The 19,338-nt window shown below is 38.7% G+C and carries 15 protein-coding genes; 3 read left to right on the forward strand and 12 right to left on the reverse strand.

The annotated features are described in order from the left end of the window. Nucleotides 1–1,233, forward strand: coding sequence for a phosphoglycerate dehydrogenase (serA, locus tag DV424_RS02860; RefSeq protein ID WP_118858996.1), 1,233 nt, complete (start codon nt 1–3; stop codon nt 1,231–1,233). 42 nt (nt 1,234–1,275) lie between these two features. On the opposite strand, the gene ygfZ is transcribed toward serA, so the two are convergent. Continuing rightward, complete coding sequence (gene ygfZ, locus DV424_RS02865; RefSeq protein WP_118858997.1) at nt 1,276–2,118, reverse strand: CAF17-like 4Fe-4S cluster assembly/insertion protein YgfZ; 843 nt, start codon at nt 2,116–2,118, stop codon at nt 1,276–1,278. A 9-nt stretch (nt 2,119–2,127) separates the two neighbouring features. Continuing rightward, entirely contained in the window at nt 2,128–2,991 is an 864-nt protein-coding gene (locus DV424_RS02870; RefSeq protein WP_118858998.1) for a YicC/YloC family endoribonuclease, read from the reverse strand. A 185-nt stretch (nt 2,992–3,176) separates the two neighbouring features. Here DV424_RS02870 and DV424_RS02875 point away from each other — a divergent pair, with 185 nt between their 5' ends. Next, nucleotides 3,177–4,379 (forward strand): aromatic amino acid transporter, encoded by a 1,203-nt coding sequence (locus tag DV424_RS02875; RefSeq protein ID WP_118858999.1) that lies wholly within the window; start codon nt 3,177–3,179, stop codon nt 4,377–4,379. A gap of 38 nt (nt 4,380–4,417) precedes the next feature. On the opposite strand, the gene DV424_RS02880 is transcribed toward DV424_RS02875, so the two are convergent. From DV424_RS02880 to DV424_RS02925, 10 genes are all read right to left on the reverse strand, one after another. Then, nucleotides 4,418–4,636 carry a BrnA antitoxin family protein gene (locus DV424_RS02880; RefSeq protein WP_239990918.1) on the reverse strand — a complete coding sequence of 73 codons (219 nt, stop codon included), beginning with the start codon at nt 4,634–4,636 and terminating at the stop codon, nt 4,418–4,420. Beyond that, complete coding sequence (locus DV424_RS02885) at nt 4,633–4,914, reverse strand: BrnT family toxin (RefSeq protein ID WP_005632698.1); 282 nt, start codon at nt 4,912–4,914, stop codon at nt 4,633–4,635. Before DV424_RS02885 ends, DV424_RS02880 begins: the two co-directional genes overlap by 4 nt. 143 nt (nt 4,915–5,057) lie before the next feature. Continuing rightward, on the reverse strand, nt 5,058–5,609 hold the full coding sequence (locus DV424_RS02890; protein WP_118859000.1) for a TIGR00645 family protein: 552 nt from the start codon (nt 5,607–5,609) through the stop codon (nt 5,058–5,060). A 105-nt stretch (nt 5,610–5,714) separates the two neighbouring features. After that, nucleotides 5,715–6,713, reverse strand: coding sequence for a substrate-binding domain-containing protein (locus tag DV424_RS02895; RefSeq protein ID WP_118859001.1), 999 nt, complete (start codon nt 6,711–6,713; stop codon nt 5,715–5,717). Between the two features lie 26 nt (nt 6,714–6,739). After that, nucleotides 6,740–7,663 (reverse strand): ribokinase, encoded by a 924-nt coding sequence (rbsK, locus tag DV424_RS02900; protein ID WP_118859002.1) that lies wholly within the window; start codon nt 7,661–7,663, stop codon nt 6,740–6,742. A gap of 82 nt (nt 7,664–7,745) precedes the next feature. Continuing rightward, complete coding sequence (locus DV424_RS02905; RefSeq protein WP_118859003.1) at nt 7,746–8,993, reverse strand: NupC/NupG family nucleoside CNT transporter; 1,248 nt, start codon at nt 8,991–8,993, stop codon at nt 7,746–7,748. A 51-nt stretch (nt 8,994–9,044) separates the two neighbouring features. Beyond that, the gene (uriH, locus tag DV424_RS02910; protein ID WP_118859004.1) at nt 9,045–9,977 is read right to left on the reverse strand and encodes a uridine-preferring nucleoside hydrolase UriH; all 933 of its coding nucleotides are present in this window, start codon (nt 9,975–9,977) and stop codon (nt 9,045–9,047) included. A 205-nt stretch (nt 9,978–10,182) separates the two neighbouring features. Next, a complete protein-coding gene (locus DV424_RS02915) occupies nt 10,183–13,704 on the reverse strand; it encodes a YadA-like family protein (protein WP_192880633.1) in 3,522 nt (1,173 codons plus the stop codon). A 241-nt stretch (nt 13,705–13,945) separates the two neighbouring features. Beyond that, nucleotides 13,946–15,382 carry a DNA recombination protein RmuC gene (locus tag DV424_RS02920; protein ID WP_118859006.1) on the reverse strand — a complete coding sequence of 479 codons (1,437 nt, stop codon included), beginning with the start codon at nt 15,380–15,382 and terminating at the stop codon, nt 13,946–13,948. A gap of 80 nt (nt 15,383–15,462) precedes the next feature. Further along, complete coding sequence (locus DV424_RS02925) at nt 15,463–16,593, reverse strand: cytochrome-c peroxidase (protein WP_053466288.1); 1,131 nt, start codon at nt 16,591–16,593, stop codon at nt 15,463–15,465. A 388-nt stretch (nt 16,594–16,981) separates the two neighbouring features. Here DV424_RS02925 and DV424_RS02930 point away from each other — a divergent pair, with 388 nt between their 5' ends. Then, nucleotides 16,982–19,222, forward strand: a complete 2,241-nt coding sequence (locus tag DV424_RS02930) for a nitric-oxide reductase large subunit (RefSeq protein ID WP_118859007.1) — start codon at nt 16,982–16,984, stop codon at nt 19,220–19,222. Nucleotides 19,223–19,338: the final 116 nt, after the last annotated feature.

Here is a 19,338-nt window from a genome sequence, read left to right on the forward strand (position 1 = left end):
ATGACAAACAAAGTTTCACTCGACAAATCAAAAATCAAATTTGTATTGTTTGAAGGTGTGCATCAAAGCGCACTTGATACGCTCCATGCGGCAGGCTATACCAATATTGATTACTATAAAAAAGCGCTAGATGGTGATGAATTAAAAGAAGCCATTAAAAATGCACACTTTATCGGCTTGCGTTCTCGCACCCATTTAACGGCAGAAATGATTGAAGCCGCACCCAAATTAATCGCTGTGGGATGTTTCTGTATTGGTACCAACCAAGTGGATTTAAATGCAGCAAAAGCGCGTGGAATCCCTGTATTTAATGCCCCATTCTCAAACACTCGTTCCGTCGCAGAACTTGTATTAGGCGAGATTTTATTACTTATGCGCAATGTGCCACAGGCTAATGCCGAAGTACATCGTGGTGTCTGGAATAAATCAGCGACTGGATCTCATGAAGTGCGGGGTAAAAAACTAGGAATTATTGGTTACGGCCACATTGGTTCACAATTAAGTATTATTGCTGAATCATTAGGCATGGATGTATATTTCTACGATATTGAAAATAAACTTCCGCTCGGTAATGCCAAACAGGTTCGTAGCCTTGAAGAATTACTCAGTTACTGCGATGTGGTTTCATTACATGTGCCAGAACTGCCATCCACCAAAAACTTAATGAACGCTGAGCGTATCGCACAATTAAAACAAGGTGCAATTTTGATCAATGCTGCGCGTGGCACAGTAGTAGATATTGATGCGCTCGCTCAAGCATTAAAAGACGGTAAAATTCACGGCGCTGCCATTGATGTATTCCCAATTGAACCTGCGTCAATTAATGAAGAATTTGTCTCACCGTTACGCGAATTTGATAATGTGATTTTAACGCCACATATCGGCGGTTCAACAGCAGAAGCACAGGAAAATATCGGTTTTGAAGTGGCAGGCAAATTTGTCAAATATTCAGACAATGGTTCTACGCTTTCTTCCGTCAACTTCCCTGAAGTATCTTTACCAGAACATGGAGGAACAAAACGCTTATTGCATATTCACGAAAATCGTCCTGGTATATTGAACAAACTGAACCAAATTTTCGTCGAAGCCAACCTCAATATTGCGGCGCAATATTTACAAACTGATCCGAAAATTGGTTATGTTGTCGTTGATGTAGAAACGAATGATGCATCGCCATTACTGACGAAATTAAAGGAAATCGATGGCACAATTCGTGCGCGGGTACTTTACTAAATAGAAAAAAGATCAGGTTAATGCTTGATCTTTTTTGCTTTATTATTCAGTAATCGAATAAGGTAATTGCACTCGCTCTAACAATATTTCACTATTCGGCAATCTAAATTGTTGTTCCGAATCAATGTCGTTATTCATCACAACTTGCAACCATAAAACACCGTCTAAATTGACCGCACTTGTAATCGTACCAGTCTTACGCCAATTGGCTTCAAGCTGCATTTCAATTTCACTGCCAATTTCCGCTTCCTGCTGAGTTTGTGCTTTAAAAATAAACATTGCGCGTTTGTTTGCACCACGATATTTCGCACGAGCTACCGTTTCTTGTCCAATATAGCAACCTTTGGTAAAAGAAATGGCTTGCTCAATAACCTGTAAATTTAGCGCTTGTGGGATAAATTCATTTTGCGTTTTCGGGCTTAAATTTGGCAATCCCGCTTGAATATCGGCTACATCCCAAATTTTTTCATCGCCATTAAAATTCACGGGCAATTCGGTTTCATTCAATAAAATTGAACGCTGTCCATCAATTTCCCATGAAAAGTGCGGTGTGATTTTTCCACATTTTTCACCTATCACACCAATGATTTTCCAATCACGTAAATCAAAACTGACTTTTGAAAATACCGCATATTTTTTCAAAGCATCTAGCCCACTTGGCAATAGATCTTTCTTAATGAGCAAAAAGAATTGTTCGCTACTTACTTTAAACAAACGGTAAATTGCATTCATTTTACCTTTTGGATCGCAGTGAGCAGTAAGAGTTGTTGCTCCACTTGCTAATCGCACAACATCCGTTGTTAACTGCCCTTGCAAATATTTTTCTGCATCCGCACCATGTGCCTCAATCAGTTGATATTGAGTAAGAGAAATAAATTGAGACATTCTGCTTTCCTATTCTAAATTCTGAATTTGCTCACGCATTTGTTCGATAAGCACTTTTAGCTCCACCGCAGAAGCCGTGATATCGGCATTAATGGATTTGGACGCAAGGGTATTCGATTCACGATTCAATTCTTGCATCATAAAATCTAATTTACGCCCAACCGCACCACCTTTTTTCAAAATATTCGTGGTTTCTTTCACGTGCATTTGTAAACGATCGAGTTCTTCCGCCACATCAACGCGTTGAGCGAGTAAAATCATTTCTTGTTCCACACGTTGCGGATCAAGATTCACTTGAGCATCTTCAAAACGTTGCAATAAACGTTCACGTTGCCATTGTAAAACTGCCGGCATTTGTGACCGCACTTTATCGGCCTCCACAGCAATAGCATCTAAGCGTTGTTGAATAATGTCGTTAAGTTTTTCCCCTTCACGACCACGCATTGCAATAAAATCTGTCAGTAAATCATCAAAGGCTGTCAACAAATCTTGACTAATCGCATCTAAGTCTTGCTCTTGCGCTTCTACCACACCGGGATAACGCAACACGTCTGTCAAATTAATTTCACCTTCTCCAGCTTGAGTTTTAATCCATTGCAAAGACTGAATCACTTGATTCGCAAGCTCTTTATTTAAATTCAATTCTGCATTTGCTTGTTTTTTTATTTCAATGCGCAAAGAACATTCAATTTTACCGCGAGTAAGACTCTGACGAAGTTTCTCACGCAACGTGTTTTCTAATCCGCGAAATTGCTCGGGCAAACGGAAAAAGTTTTCTAAATAACGTTGATTGACGGAACGAATTTCCCATACTGCATCGCCCCAATCTTTTTTCACTTCAAGGCGTGCAAAGGCGGTCATACTGTAAATCATAAGCTCTCCTATTTTGTCTTAGCTCTGTCTTAGTTGATTCGCTAAGTATTTTAACGAGATGAACACAGAAAGGGAAAAGAAAAGTGCGGTAAATAATAAAGATATTTTGTATTCTGTTGTTTACATGATGTAAATTTTAAAATACAATCACCGTAAATTTTTTATTACACAATAAGGAAGCAAACATGAACAAAACTGTAGGCAGCACACTTCTTGTTGCCGGTACGATGATTGGGGCGGGAATGTTGGCTATGCCACTCACTTCCGCTGGCATCGGATTCGGATTTACTTTAGTCTTATTATTGGGGCTTTGGGCATTATTAACTTTTAGCGCACTTTTATTTGTTGAGCTCTATCAAACCGCAGAAAGTGATGCAGGCATCGGCACACTCGCTGAACAATATTTTGGTAAAGCAGGACGTATTATTGCCACTGCAGTGCTAATTATTTTCTTATACGCATTAATTGCCGCTTATATCAGCGGTGGCGGTTCACTACTAAAAGATTTATTGCCTGAAAGTTTTGGCGATAAAGTCAGCATCTTATTATTTACCGTGATTTTCGGTTCATTTATTGTCATCGGCACACATAGCGTAGATAAAATTAATCGCGTGTTATTTTTTGTGATGCTTGCAGCCTTTGCGGTGGTGTTAAGCTTAATGTTGCCGGAAATCAAATTTGATAACTTAATGGCGACGCCAATTGATAACGCTTTAATTATCTCTGCAAGCCCTGTATTTTTCACAGCATTTGGTTTCCACGGTTCCATTCCAAGTTTAAATAAATACTTAGACGGCAACGTAAAAGCATTACGCATTTCTATTTTGGTCGGTTCAGCAATTACCCTTTGCGCTTATATTTTATGGCAAATGTCCACTCATGGTTTGCTCACACAAAATGAGTTCTTACAAATCTTAAAAGAAGATGCCACCTTAAATGGCTTAGTAAAAGCAACGCTTGCTATCACTGGCAGTAACATGATCGCAGGTGCGGTAAAATTATTCTCAACTTTGGCGCTGGTTACTTCTTTCTTAGGCGTAGGGCTTGGCTTGTTGGAATGTATCGAAGATTTATTAAAACGATCCTTTAATATTTCTGCAGGGCGCATCTCACTTGGCTTAATGACGTTCATTCCTCCACTCGTCTTTGCGCTTTTCTATCCTGAAGGTTTTATTTTAGCGCTAGGCTACGCAGGCCAAATGTTTGCATTCTATGCCGTAGTATTGCCAGTTAGCCTCGCTTGGAAAGCTCGTCGAGCTCACACCAATTTGCCATATAAAGTATGGGGAGGAAATCTGACTTTAATCATCGTATTGGTATTAGGCGTAATCATTACATCTATTCCATTTGCGATTCGTGCGGGTTACTTGCCATTTGTGGTGGGTTAATAATATAAAAACACCGTTCAATTTTGAACGGTGCTTTTTTAACGCCAAATCATATTCAGTTTACGATGATTTATTGCGCAATCTTTTAAATAGGCATTAATTAAAGTTTGATAAGGAATACCTACCTCTTTAGATAATGCCTTAAAGTAATCAACCGCATCATCGTCTAAACGAATTGTCACCATTTTTTTCGCTTTCAATTGTCCCGCATAAGGGTTACGAATCCCCTGAGAAAAATCATATTCATCTTTCATCATAAATTCTCCTTATATTGTTTGCTTTCATAAATAGTTGCTAAGCGAGCTGAAATAATCCGAATATTCTCATCTCGTTCACAATGAACAACCACAAGTGTATTATTTTTTTCACTACGTCCTAACAATAAAAAACGTTCTTCATAAAAAGAATGCTCTGGATCGGGTATTAACAATGCATAATCATCATAAAATACTGTCATCGCTTCTTCAAAGCTTATACCATGTTTAATTTTATTGAGTTCTGCTTTATTACGATCCCATTCAAACCCATTTAGCATAAGTATTATTCAATATTAAAATGTCAATATATTATATTTATAATTTGATGAAAAAACAAACGACATATAAGTTATCATTACCGAACATTAACAAAAAACGCTAAGATTTTTATTTTTAGTGCTTTAAAAAATGCGGTGAATTTTTAATGAGTTTTATGGCTTGTGCTATACAAAATTTTGTCCGTATAAGCTAAAGCAATTGCCGACACTAAAAAGCCTAAATGCAACAATAATTGCCACATCATCGTTTTTTCTGGCATATTGCTTGCATTCACAAAAGTTTGCAACATATGGATAGATGAAATGCCGATAATAGACATAGAAAGTTTAACTTTCAACACGGTGGCATTTACGTGGCTCATCCATTCAGGTTGATCAGGATGATTACGCGTACGCAATTTAGATACGAAAATTTCATAGCCACCGATAGTCACCATCACAAGCAAGTTTGCGATCATCACGACATCAATCAAATTCAACACGCATAACATAATTGTGTTGGAATCCATATCATTGACATTAATCACCAACGCCCATAAGCCTTTAATAAACTTATAAGAGTAGATTGCAAGGGTGACAATCAAGCCCAAATAAATCGGCACTTGCAACCAGCGACTAGCAAAAATTATTTTCGCGATAATATTCGATTGTTCGTTATATTTCGCATAAGGATCAACAGGTTTGTTTTCTTTCATAAGATTTTATTCCTAAATTAAACAGTGGGTTAAATAAACAAAAAAACCGCAAGAAAATAGCAGTTTTTTTGAAAATAGCAATAGAGAAATCGAGTTATTCTAATTTTATTTGAAACTGTAAATAGACTCTCTTAACACACAAGTCGGTTCTAAAACCAAAGTGCGGTAATTTTCATTAGGATTTTTAATTCGTTGCAATAGTGTTTCAACAGCGAGTTTGCCAAGTTCAGCTTTCGGTTGGCAAATGCTGGAGAGAGGAGGCGAGAGGTAACGAGCCAATTCAATGTCATCATAACCCATAATTGAAAGATCTTGCGGAATACGTAAGCCTTGTTGCTGAATAGCTTGGTATGCACCAACAGCAATGGTGTCACTACAACAAAAAACTGCTGTTGGACGTGAAGATTGAGTAAGTAAAGATTGTATGCCAAGTACACCGCCTTCAAAGTCAAAATGACTTTCGACAATCCAATGAGGATTTAACGCAATTTTTGCTTCCGACAGTGCATTTTTATAACCTTGCAAACGATTTTGTGCGACAGATTTTTTGAGATTTCCCGTAATAATGCCAATTTTACGATGTCCTGCATCGATTAATGCTTTTGTCGCCAAATAGCCACCAAGTGCTGAATTTTCGAGTATTTTATCTGCATTTAACTCGGTAAACCACCAATCCATTACAACTAAAGGCAAAGATACTGTAAGCTCCATATCCGCTTGAAAACGGCTATCACCACACATCAAAAGCAAACCATCTACTTGTTTGTGCATTAGAGTTTGCAGATTTTGTTGTAGGCGTTTGGCATCACCGCCAGTGGTGGCAATAATAAGATTATATTGATGCTGCTGACAATATTGCTCCACGCCAGCCATCACTTCCGCAAAGAATGGATTATTTGTTGCGGTGACAAGTAGCCCGATAGTTTTGGTTTCGCGCACCTTAAGGCTTCGTGCAACAGCTGAGGGGGTGTAATTCAGTTCAGCGACAATACGCATCACTTTCTCACGAATTTCATCGCTAACAAAACGCGATCCATTAATGACATGCGAAACTGTGGAAGTCGAAACTTGTGCCAGTCGTGCAATATCTTTCATTGTCGCCATAAAACACCCTAAAAATTCACCGCACTTTAAGCGTGTTCAAGATAATCTAAAGTTTCTTGACGTGTTGGAATAGAGGATTGAGCCCCTTTTTTCGTCACACTAATCGCAGCGGCAGCTTGACCAAAACGAATGGCTTCATCAAAGGATTTTTCTTCCAATAAAGCCGTAACAAAACCGCCATTAAATGTATCACCAGCTGCGGTAGTATCTATTGCTTGCACACAAAAGCCCTTAATGATACGGCTTTTACCTTTTTGACTGACAAACACGCCTTTCGCGCCAAGAGTAATCATTACGGTTTCAATGCCTTTATCGTGAAAAACACTCGCAGCTTTCACCGCACTTTGCTCGTCGGTTACCGCTACCCCAGTCAGGATCTCAGCTTCAGTTTCATTTGGTGTAATAATATCAATCAAACTCAATAATTCGTCCGATAAAATCTGCGCTGGAGCAGGATTTAGCACAACCTTAACACCATTTTTCTTAGCGATTTGAGCAGCCAACTCCACACCAGAAAGTGGGGTTTCTAATTGCATTAACAAGCAATCCGATTGTGCAATTTGCGCCTCACTTTGACGAACAACCATCTCACCCAAATGTGCATTTGCACCGCTAGCCAGCACAATACTGTTCTCGCCCGATTGGGCAACTTGAATAAATGCCATTCCCGTCATTTCCTGTGAAACGGTATTAATATGGGTTGTATCAATTCCTTCTTGCGCAAACGCATTTTTCATTGTTTTGCCTAGGCTATCTGATCCAATGCAACTAATGAACGCGACCTTTGCCCCTAAACGAGCGGCTGCCACTGCTTGATTGGCACCTTTGCCACCATAGGCAATTTGATAATTTTGACCTGTTAGCGTTTCACCGGGTTTAGCAAAGTAAGGCACAGAAATAACGTGATCAGCATTGATACTACCGAGAATTGTGAGAGTCTTCCCTTTCATAATTATTCTCCACTATAAAAGTAGGCATATATCAAGCAATTATAAACCTAAAGTGCGGCTATTTTTACCGCACTTTTGAAACTTAAGCTAAAGCGACACCACTTAAACCAATAAAAAAACCTGCAATAGTTGCGCTTAATAAATTAGCTAAAGAGCCAGCAATAACAGCCTTAATTCCTAATCGAGCAATATCTCCTCGACGATTTGGCGCCATACCGCCAACACCTCCAATTAATACAGCAATAGAACCAAAATTGGCAAAACCACAAAGAGCAAAAGTAATTATAGCCTTTGTTTTATCAGTAAGTTCCATTGGCGGATTTGCTCCTAAATAAGTAGAGAATTCAGAGTAACCGACAAATTCATTTACAGTTAATTTAATACCAATCATATGCCCTGCAACTTCAGCATCACTCCAAGGTACTCCCATAACCCACGCTAATGGTTTAAAAATCCACCCCAAAATCATGCCTAAAGAAAGATCTGGTCGATTAAACAATTCTCCAATTCCACCTAACATACCATTAACAAGCGCAATTAAAGCGATAAATGCAACCAACATTGCCCCTATATTTAATGCCATACTCATTCCAGCCCCGGCACCAGAAGCAATAGCTTCAAGCGCATTAGCAGGTTTATCTAATTCAACCTCTTCTATTTCGTCATTAAATTCTTCTGTTTGAGGATATAACATTTTTGCAAATAATAAGCCTGCAGGCGCAGCCATAAAGGAGGCTGCAATTAAATATGTCAAAGGAACACCAAGCCCAGCGTATCCAGCTAAAACAGAACCTGAAATAGACGCCAACCCTCCACACATAATAGCGAAAAGTTCAGATTCAGTCATTTTACTAATGTAAGGTTTGACAACCAAAGGAGCTTCGGTTTGTCCAACAAAAATATTAGCTGCTGCAGACATTGATTCAGATTTTGATGTACCCAATACTTTTTGTAATGCACCACCAATTAATTTGATAATCCATTGCATTACACCGATATAATAAAGCAAAGAAATCAATGCAGAGAAAAAAACTATGACAGGAAGGACCTTAATAGCAAAAATAAAACCAACACTTTCACCCGATGCCAATCCACCAAAAACAAATGAAATACCTTCATTTGCGTAAGCAATAACTTTACTTACTGCATTAGACATACCCAAAAGGGCATCTCGACCAATAGGCACATATAAAATAAATGCTCCTATAACAATTTGAATTACTAATGCGCCCAAAACAGTTCTTATACAAATAGCTTTTCTATTATTGGAAAGGAGATAGGCTATGCCTAACAATACAACAATCCCTAAGATACTAATAAATGCATCCATAGTTTGACCTCATTGTAAATAAAAGGAAGATAATAAAAATAAACTTTTTTGTTAATTTAATCGTTTGATTGCATCAATAATTAAATTCCAAAATCTCTCTTTATCTAGCTTTGTAGCTACTTTCGTATTGCAAAGCTTAGGTGGATAACGGAAATCAGCAACTGTCATTCCTAGGGTATGTGTACCAGTTAATTCAATATTAACTGGTACACTTACTGTTTCTATTAACGTTGGATCAATAACATAAGCTACAGCACAAGGATCATGAACTGGAGGATAATTAAAGCCTTGGGCTTGTTTATACATTTTTCCAAAAAATTCAAGTAATTCGACAACAAATTCAGCAGGCTTAGTATCAATTTTCGAGATACGCTCAACAACATCGGGGGTGGCTAATGCTTGGTGTGTTAAATCTAATCCAACCATAGTTACTTTCCATCCAGCATTAAATACAATATGCGCAGCTTCTGGATCAATTTTTATATTAAACTCAGCTACGGCACTCCAATTTCCAGTATGATACCCTCCCCCCATTAATACAACTTCTTTTACTCTCTCAATAATTTTCGGTTCTAATCTTGCAGCTAAAGCAATATTCGTCAACCCTCCTGTTGGGACAAGAGTAATTGTTTTCTCTGGGTGAGACATAATAAGATCAATGATTAATTCCACAGCATGCTTTTTATTGAAAGTTCGATTAGATTCTGGTAGTTTTGGACCATCTAATCCTGATTCACCATGAATACTAGGTGCAACCTCAATTTCCCTAACAATAGGTCTGTCTGCGCCCTTCGCAAAAGGAACATTTTTCATTTGCGCAATTTCAGCAATTGCCAAAGCATTTCGTGATACTTTCTCTAATGTTTGATTACCTACTACGGTAGTGACTGCTAGCAGTTCAATCTCAGGATTACCATAAGCAAGTAACATAGCTATGGCATCATCATGTCCAGGATCACAATCCAAAATAATTTTTTTACGCATTCTTTACTCCTATATTTTTCATAGTCATAAACTGCTGACCTCTACATCGAAACGTTTCGACAAAACAAATATAAAGAACAAAAATAGAAAAACAACAAAGAAATATCAGATTTGAGAACTTAATCACAAAATATTTATGTTCTGTACCTGATAATGATCAATGCATTGAAAACGCCCTGTTAAACAACAGGGCGTTCATATTTCACTACCATTGATACATTGCACCAGCGCCTACGCCGACTTTACCTTGCGTGTTGCTGGAAAACGAGCCTTTAAAAATCCATTTTCCATTATCAGTCATTCTTGATGCACCAAGGGAAATTGAGGATTGATCACCGTAGAAACCACTTCCGATACCTATGCCCATTTTACCAGGGGCTGAAACTTGTGGAATTGAGCCTTGAGCAATTGCACTTGCCGTACCAGCATCTGCTTTTTTACTCACTTTATCAATGCGGCGTTGGATATTCCGTTCTGCCTGATCAAGCTGGGCTTTGTTTACCGCATCCATCGGATTAACCCCCGAAGCTACATTGACAATACGGTTTCCACCATTATTTAGCCCCTTCTCGGTTAGCGAGACTTGGCTATCGCCACTGCCAATAGTTACGCCTTTTTCATTCATTACCGTCTCGCCAGATTTAAATTCTTTGGAGGAAACGCTGTTTAAATTTTTGATGTCTTTATTCAGGCTAATTTTTACCTGTTTTTTTCCACCTTGGGTTTGATGAATAATCTCAAGATTGCTGTCTTGGTTGTCCATAACGATTTCAGTGGATTGCCCATCTTGACCATTCTTACCGTCTTTGCCGTCTTTTCCAGCTAAGCCAGTATCTCCTTTATCTCCTTTATCTCCTTTTTCCCCTTTATCTCCTTTAAAAGCAGGATCATTTTGGAGAGAGGTTTTGTCTAAACCTACGAAGAGAACCTTTTTATTTCCAACTGTTTTTATCTCTGCTTTCAAGCCATCAGTGAAATTAATATTCAAATTGTTTAATGGAAGTGAGGCGGCATTTCCCAATTTCGTCTCAGAACCCTTGTTATAAAAAGAAACAGGTGCATTTGCCAAAGCTTTTAATTGCGCCACATTAACTGCATCGGTATCTTCAGTACCCGCTGCAAGATTATTAATTTGGCGACTGATGCCTAATTCTGAATTACCAACAGACACACCAGCTCTTGTAGACTGCCAAATATGCACGAGTTTATCCGCCTCAGCTTTTTTCTTACTTGCGTTTTGTCTGTGTAGGTTACGTTTATCCACAGTCTTCTGCCATTCTTGAGCCGCTTGGTTTCTTTGAGTTTGTAGATTTGCTTTTTCAGAAGGATCTAACTCAGCTTTAATCTTTTCATCTAATTCTTTGATGCGTTGAGATACATTAAGAAAATCCTGATTAGCTGTATCTGCTTTTTGGATCTCTTCATGATATTCAGTATAAAGATTTGTGTACTTTTCATAATTTTCCTGACTAACCACTGCTTCGATATTGGTTAATCCAATTGGCGAATAACCAAAAATTTTTTCATTTTTTTCAGTTAATGAATGTGAACCAATCGCCACACCATCATTCAATGTTGCTTTTGCAGAATAACCAAGCCCTATTGATCTATCTGCTGATGAATGCGCCAAAGAACCTAAAGCAACGGAGCCATTACCTGATGAGGAAGAATTTCCACCAACGGAAATCGCATAAGTACCATTGGCATTACTTTCCACCCCAACGGCGATAGCATAAGCATTATAATTACCTGCACTATTTGTCGATGTATTCGCTTTTGCATTATTCCCTAAAGCAGTTGAATTAAATCCAAACGCTTGCGCTCCACGTCCAAACGCACCACTTCCCCAACCTTTAGCTTGCGCATCTGCACCAACAGCTGTAGCCCAAGATTGAGTTGTTAATGCATTTTCACCAATAGCAACACTACGCTCCCCAGATAAAACATTTTCGCCATGATTTGTTGTTGGTGTATTTTGCGAACTTTCAACTCTTGCATTTTGACCAATCGCAACAGAATGGAGGCTTTTTGCATCAATATAAGCCTTAGGACCTATCGCGACGGAATTAACACTTTTCGCGCCATCATTATTGAAATTAGATCCTTCCCCAGTTTCTGTAGAATAAATAGACACATATTTTGTTTGGCTACTCCCAGTTCCAATTTTAGATACGACCTCTTTTAATTGCGCGACATTAACCGCATCGGTGTCTTCAGTACCCGCCGCCAGATTATTAATTTGGCGAGTGATACCTAATTCTGAATTACCAACAGATACACCTGCTGCAGTACTTTGCCATGGGGTAATATCTTTTATCTTATTCTTACGCTCCTCGATATTCTCTCTATTCTTTTTAATCTTTTCCTTTAATGTATTGATTTCACTTGTTAGTCTCGTGTTTTCTTCTAATGTAACTGTGGAATACGCTAATTTATCTTCTTTTTCTTGAAGTAATATTTCATTATTTAGTAGTTCATCACCTTCAGTTTTTAGCTTTGTTAGAGCATCATCATACTGCTCTTTAGTCATAGAGCCTCTAATAGCTTCTATATTTTTACCCGCAGGATGATAACCAAATTGATCTTTATCAATCTCTGTTTTTGATCGAGAGCCTAACGCCACCCCCTCAGAAATATTTGCATTTGCTTGATAGCCTAAAGCTAACGCTCTATCTTGTGTTACTCTGGTTTTAAAACCTAAAGCAACGGATTCTGCGGAGCCTCTTTCAACAAGAGCGTGATCACCAATAGCAATTGCACTAGAAGAGAATGTTTTTACTTGGGCATTTTGACCTATAGCCACAGCTTGCTCAGATGCAAACGAAGATCTACCAATTGAAATACCGCCCGTTTGCTCCGCTCTTGCTTTTTCACCTATACTTATCGTGCCATTATTTAACGATTTTGCGCCGTAACCAATCGCAATTGAAGAGACATCACTTCCCCCGCAATTACCATCGTAACATTCTGTTCCAGCTAGACTTTCTGTACCGATGGCAATTGAACTTTGCGATGTCGCTTTAGCTTTTACACCGATTGCCATTGCATTTTTAGAATTTTGTAACCCATTCTTACTCTTATAAATTGCACCACGATTATCATAATTTGAGTCCTCCCCTTTTTCATCTGCATTAATGCTGAAATAGTGGGTTTCTGCTTGCTTTAACTGTGCCACATTCACTGCATCAGTATCCTCTTTGCCTGCAGCCACGTCTTTGATTTGGTGTAATTTGCTATCAGTTGTGCCGAGATTGTGGGCAGTGCCAATATAATTCGGCATTGGGAACAAAGCGTCAATTTGGGCTTGTGCCGCTTGTTTCTCACTTTCGTCTGCTGAACCATTTGCGACAATAGTCATATTATTAATAAATGTCGTGACTTTCTCGTCAGTGCCTAAAATCGACTTCCATTTATCTTTGATGGCTTGTACTTTATTTTGAGCTTCTTGTGCCTCGCTGAAACGTGCTGTCCATTCAGCTCTAGCAGCATCCATCTCTGGACCTGAATAAATTCCTCTGCCTACTAGAGCAGTCATTTTTGCTCTGGCAGCATCACGTTCTGTAGCTTTTGTTGCGTTCAACGTTACCTGTTGTTGATATTCCTGCCATTTGTCTAAACCAAAAGCAGGATCTTTTGCGTTAATAGTTTGAGAGATTTTCGGATCATATCCACCCATTAATGGATTTACATCAGTAGCAAACACTGGGGCATTTAACACCGAAAACACAGCGAGGGTAGCAAAAGAAAATTTTGTATAAAAGTGCGGTGATTTTTGGATGGATTTAGCTAGACTTGTTTGTTTGTTTGTTTGTTTGTTTGTTTGTCTGTCGGAGTGTATTCATTTGATATATCCTTAGATACAAGTTATTACAACAAAATTCCATTTACTATTTTGTAAAATAGGAAGAGGTTTAAATTCTAGCACGCCCCTCTCCCCGAGGGGGAGCAATTTTTGAGAAATAATAGATTTATTTAGATAAGTTCAATGCTTCTAACCTCGCCAAATCCACCTGATTATTTAACAGATCCACATCGGACATTGTTTTATTGGCTTTTGCGGAAAGGGTTTTAAATCGTTCTACTTTACCAACTAAACCTTGTTGGCCAACAAGTGCGGTTACTGTGCTGTTGTATTGGTTGCTGACGGTGGAAAGGGTATTACCAAGCTTACTTAAACGTTCTGCGACCAAGCAAATTTGGTTATAAATTTCGCCCGCTTTTTCAGCGATTTCTTTGGCTTCAGCATTGCCGCGTTCGATGCGCCATAGGTTTGCCACGGTGCGTAAAATCGGCATTAGCGTAGTGTGAGAAACCATAATTACATTACGTTCATAACCGTAATTAAATAAAGCAGGATCAGATTTTAAAGCCTCAATATACGCCGGTTCTACCGCAATAAACATAAGAACAAAATTTGGGCTACGCATGCCAATAAGATTGCTGTAATCTTTTTTATGCAGATCGTTAATATGGGTTTTTAATGCAGAAATATGTTCTTTGAGTAAACGCTCACGTTCAAAATCATCGTCAGAATTTACCGCACTTTCGTAAGCCACGAGCGACATTTTACTGTCGATAATTAAATGTTTATCATCGGGTAAATTCAACACAAAATCAGGGTAATTGCGTCCACCTTGTTCATCTTTAAAATGCGCTTGAGCACGGTAATGCACATTTTCTTCAAGCCCTGCCAGTTGCAACGCTCGTTCTAATTGTACTTCGCCCCAGTTACCTAACGTTTTCTTTTCGCCTTTCAGTGCAGAAGTTAAATTACTCGCCTCTTGTGACATATTCAGACCAATTTCCAGCACTTTTTTGATTTCAGCTTCCAAGCCTGCATTGCCCTTTACGGATTCGGAGTGAATTTCATTGACACGTTTTTGGAAACCTTCAATTTGCTCACGGAAAGGCTTGAGCAAGGTTTCCAATGCCGTTTGATTTGATTGACTAAATGATCGACTTTTTTCATCTAAAATCCGATTGGCTAAATTTTGAAATTCCACGCCCAACTGCTGCTTAGATTGTTCAAAGTTCTGTTGTTGTTCCGAAAAATGTTTTTCTTTCTCTGCTAAAGTTGTTTTTAATCCCGTCAATTCTTGAGAAAGTGCGGTCAATTTTTCGGTCAAATTTTGTCGTTCTTGCGTGAGATGATGTATTTGTTCATCACGTTCAGTTAAACGATATTGCAGTCCTTGATTTTCAGTCTGTACTTTAATTGTTTGTTGTTCAAACTGGTTTTTAACGCCACTGAGCTCATCAAATTTACTAGCAAGTTGATTATAATCTTGAGTCGTTTTCGATAATTCTTGATGAAGATGTGTATATTTTTGCTGGCGTAGAATAAGCAATAAAATCAATAGAGCAACGATTGCTAACAAGCTAAAAAGCCACAAATTCTCTGACATATATCCCCCTTAAAATGATGCCTTAAATTGTAACATAGAAATGTGACTTAAATTTTAGCTTTAAGTGCGGTGAAATTATCTTACTCACCGCCCTTATCATAGGCTGCATCAGTCAACGTTTTCAAAAATGCTTCCAACGCATCAATTTCTGCATCAGTAAGAGGTTTACCTTTAAGATCACTATGGCTTACCGTTGGCGCATATTCTGCTGCCGACCAAGGCTTGCCCGTTTCGGGATTAATCTTACGTTCAGGATTGTTATGGCTATCTAAAAATAATAATACGGTATGTAGTTCTTTAAATACGCCGTTATGCATATAAGGTGCGGTCACGGCGACATTACGCAATGTCGGCACTTTAAATTTGCCTTTTTGAGCGATGTCACCTTTCACCATTGGATTATCTAACAATCCATTATCCACCCAATCTTCGCCTAATTTATTGTGAGCAATCAATGCCTCATTTTTCGGTACGCCGAGATTGAAATAACGGTAATTTGTAAAAGTTTCTTCACGATGATCTTTTTCATTCAGCTGATGACAATTACTGCAAGTTGTTTTTTCTTTATCAAAAAATAACGCCTTGCCTAATGCCTCTTGCTCAGTAAATTTATCTTGCCCTGCCAAAGTGCGGTCATATTTAGAACTGAATTGAGCAAACAAATCTAATTGCTGAAATGCAGCAAGTGCCTGTTCCATAATGGCGTAAATTTTCTCATCATCTTGCCAAATTTCCTCGCCCCAATGCTTGGTAATGTAATCTTTCACTGCTTGATTTTCGGCAATACGTTTTACCACGCTGGCTTTGTCTTTCATGCCCATTTCAACTGGGTTGATTGGAGGCCCCCCCGCCTGCTCAGCTAAATGTTTTGCTCGACCATCCCAGAATTGGCCGCCAACATAATCCTTAATTTTTTCATCAAAATGAAAATCAGGGGAATATTTTGCATAAATTGCCGTTGGTGTATTGCGATTACCAAACTTTGTCGGATCATCACCTTGTGAAACCATTTTATCGATATCATTTTCACGTAAATCCGCAAAAGCGGCTGCAGGCATATGGCAAGTAGAGCAACTCTGTGTTTTATTGTGAGAAAGTGATTTATCAAAAAAGAAAGCCTGACCCAATCCAAGCAATGCGGGATTTATGGGTTCTTCTTGAGCAAAACAAAAAATAGGTAAGGCAAATAATGACAAGAAATATTTTTTCATTCTAACTCCATGGGTATAAAAAATAACTGCACTTAGTCAAAGTAAATCCACTATTATAAATTTAGACTGTACACAAATTAACTTAAACATTGATATCTTACACCAAACTCAAATTTTTAAACCTTGTCTTACATACTTAAATTAACTACTACTTCTAGTAGAAAGGCAATACTTTTGGGAATTGAAAAACTGTTAAAACATTTTTTAACTGCGCTTTTTGGATGATCTCGATCAAAAATAACCTACTAATTTAGTCAATTACTTTATTATAGGTATTATTTTAGTGTCATAATACCCGATATAATTAGTCGGGTATTTTGCTTTGTGTAAAATATTTACCTATGATTTTAATAGGAAGTTAATTTTTCAATAACCTAGGAGTGATAAAATGGGACAGTATAAAAAGTTCTGGTACCTATTAGTCGCCGTATTGATTGGAGCATTCTCCATTCTCGGTTACTATGGGTTTGAAGTTTATCGTGAAGCACCACCGATTCCACAACAATATGTTTCAGAATCAGGTGAGAAAGTGATTACTCACGATGATATTTTACATGGTCAAACAGCTTGGCAAACTACTGGCGGTATGCAAGTGGGTTCTGTTTGGGGGCACGGTGCATATCAAGCACCAGACTGGACAGCAGATTGGCTTCACCGTGAATTAACTAATTGGTTGGACATTACAGCGAATCAAGAGTTTAGTAAAAACTTTGCAGATTTAAATGATGAACAACAAACTTTATTAAAAGCGCGTTTAACCAAAGAATATCGCGGCAGCAAAGTTGAAAACGGTACCGTTGTGCTTTCGAACACCCGCTTAGCGGCAATGGAAAAAACAGCACAATACTATATCTCTTTATACGGTGATGATCCTGCAACCAAAGTGACCCGTGAACACTTTGCGATGAAGGATAATACTCTTCCTGATTTACAAGCTCGTAAAGACTTAGCTAAATTCTTCTTCTGGACAGCATGGACTGCATCAGCTGAACGTCCAAACACTCACGCAAGTTACACCAACAACTGGCCACATGAACCGTTAATTAATAACGTACCAACACCAGAAAATGTGATTTGGTCTATTGCGAGTGTGGTATTCCTAATTGCAGGTATTGGTTTTGTGGTATGGATTTGGTCATTCAAAAAACGTGAAGATGAAAAAGAACCACCAATGCCTGAGTTCGATCCACTCACAAAATTACAACTTACTCCTTCTCAACGTGCGTTAGGCAAATATCTCTTTACGGTGCTTGCACTATTCTTATTGCAAGTGAATTTAGGGGCGATTGTTGCTCACTATACTGTTGAAGGTCAGGAATTCTATGGTATTGATATTTCTCAATACTTCCCATATTCATTAGTGCGTACATGGCATATTCAAGCTGCCTTATTCTGGATTGCAATGGCATTCTTAGCCGGTGGTTTATTCCTTGCACCAATCATTAATGGCGGTAAAGATCCGAAATTCCAAAAATTGGGTGTGGATGTTCTCTACTGGGCATTAGTAGTATTAGTCGTCGGTTCATTCACCGGTAGCTATTTAGCGATTGCGCATATTCTCCCTGAAGAATGGAGCTTCATGTTCGGTCACCAAGGCTATGAGTTCATTGACTTAGGTCGTTTCTGGCAAGCAGTGAAATTCGCAGGCATCTTATTCTGGTTAGTCTTAATGCTTCGCGGTACAGTGAACGCATTCAAACAACCAGGAGACAAAAACTTATTAGCGTTATTCTTCGCTTCTGTCATTGCAATCGGCTTATTCTATGGCCCTGCATTATTCTACGGCGAGCACACTCACATTTCTGTGATGGAATACTGGCGTTGGTGGGTAGTTCACCTATGGGTAGAAGGCTTCTTCGAAGTATTCTCTGTAGCGGCGCTTTCATTCATCTTCGTAAGTTTAGGTTTAGTTTCACGTCGTACAGCGACAGTGGCAACCATTACTGAAGCAGCATTATTCTTAATCGGTGGTATCCCAGGTACATTCCACCACTTATACTTCGCGGGTGCAACCACACCAATTATCGCAGTAGGTGCGTCATTCTCAGCACTTGAAGTAGTTCCATTAGTGTTATTAGGTCATGAAGCTTGGGAACACTGGGCAATGCAACAAAAAACACCTTGGATGGACCGTTTAAAATGGCCTCTTTACTGCTTTGTTGCCGTCGCATTCTGGAATATGTTAGGTGCAGGTGTATTTGGTTTCTTAATCAATCCACCAATTTCACTCTACTATGTTCAAGGCTTGAACACGACTGCCGTTCACGCTCACGCTGCATTATTCGGTGTGTATGGTTTCTTAGCATTAGGCTTCGTATTCTTAATCGCTCGTTATTTACGTCCAGATACGCCATTTAACGATAAGTTAATGAAATGGGGCTTCTGGTTATTAAACGGCGGTTTAGTACTCATGATCGTATCAAGCTTACTACCTATCGGTGTTATTCAAGGATATGCAAGTATCTCTGAAGGCTTATGGTATGCACGTAGTGAAGAATTTATGCAACAACCATTATTCGATACCTTACGTTGGGTTCGTTTAGGGGGCGACGTTGTCTTCATCTTCGGTGCACTCGCCTTCTTCTGGCAAATCTTTACGATGATTTTCTTCAGACCTAAACATACTTAGTTAGGTTATCCCCCAAAGCGGCTTATGTGAAAGTAAGTCGCTTTTTTATTCTTATCTACAATACCTTATATATAAGCTTACAAAGTTTTTTATATTAACTTAGCATTAATATTAGA

It is taken from the genome of Haemophilus haemolyticus (assembly GCF_003493605.1).
Classification (GTDB): Bacteria; Pseudomonadota; Gammaproteobacteria; order Enterobacterales; family Pasteurellaceae; genus Haemophilus; species Haemophilus haemolyticus_J.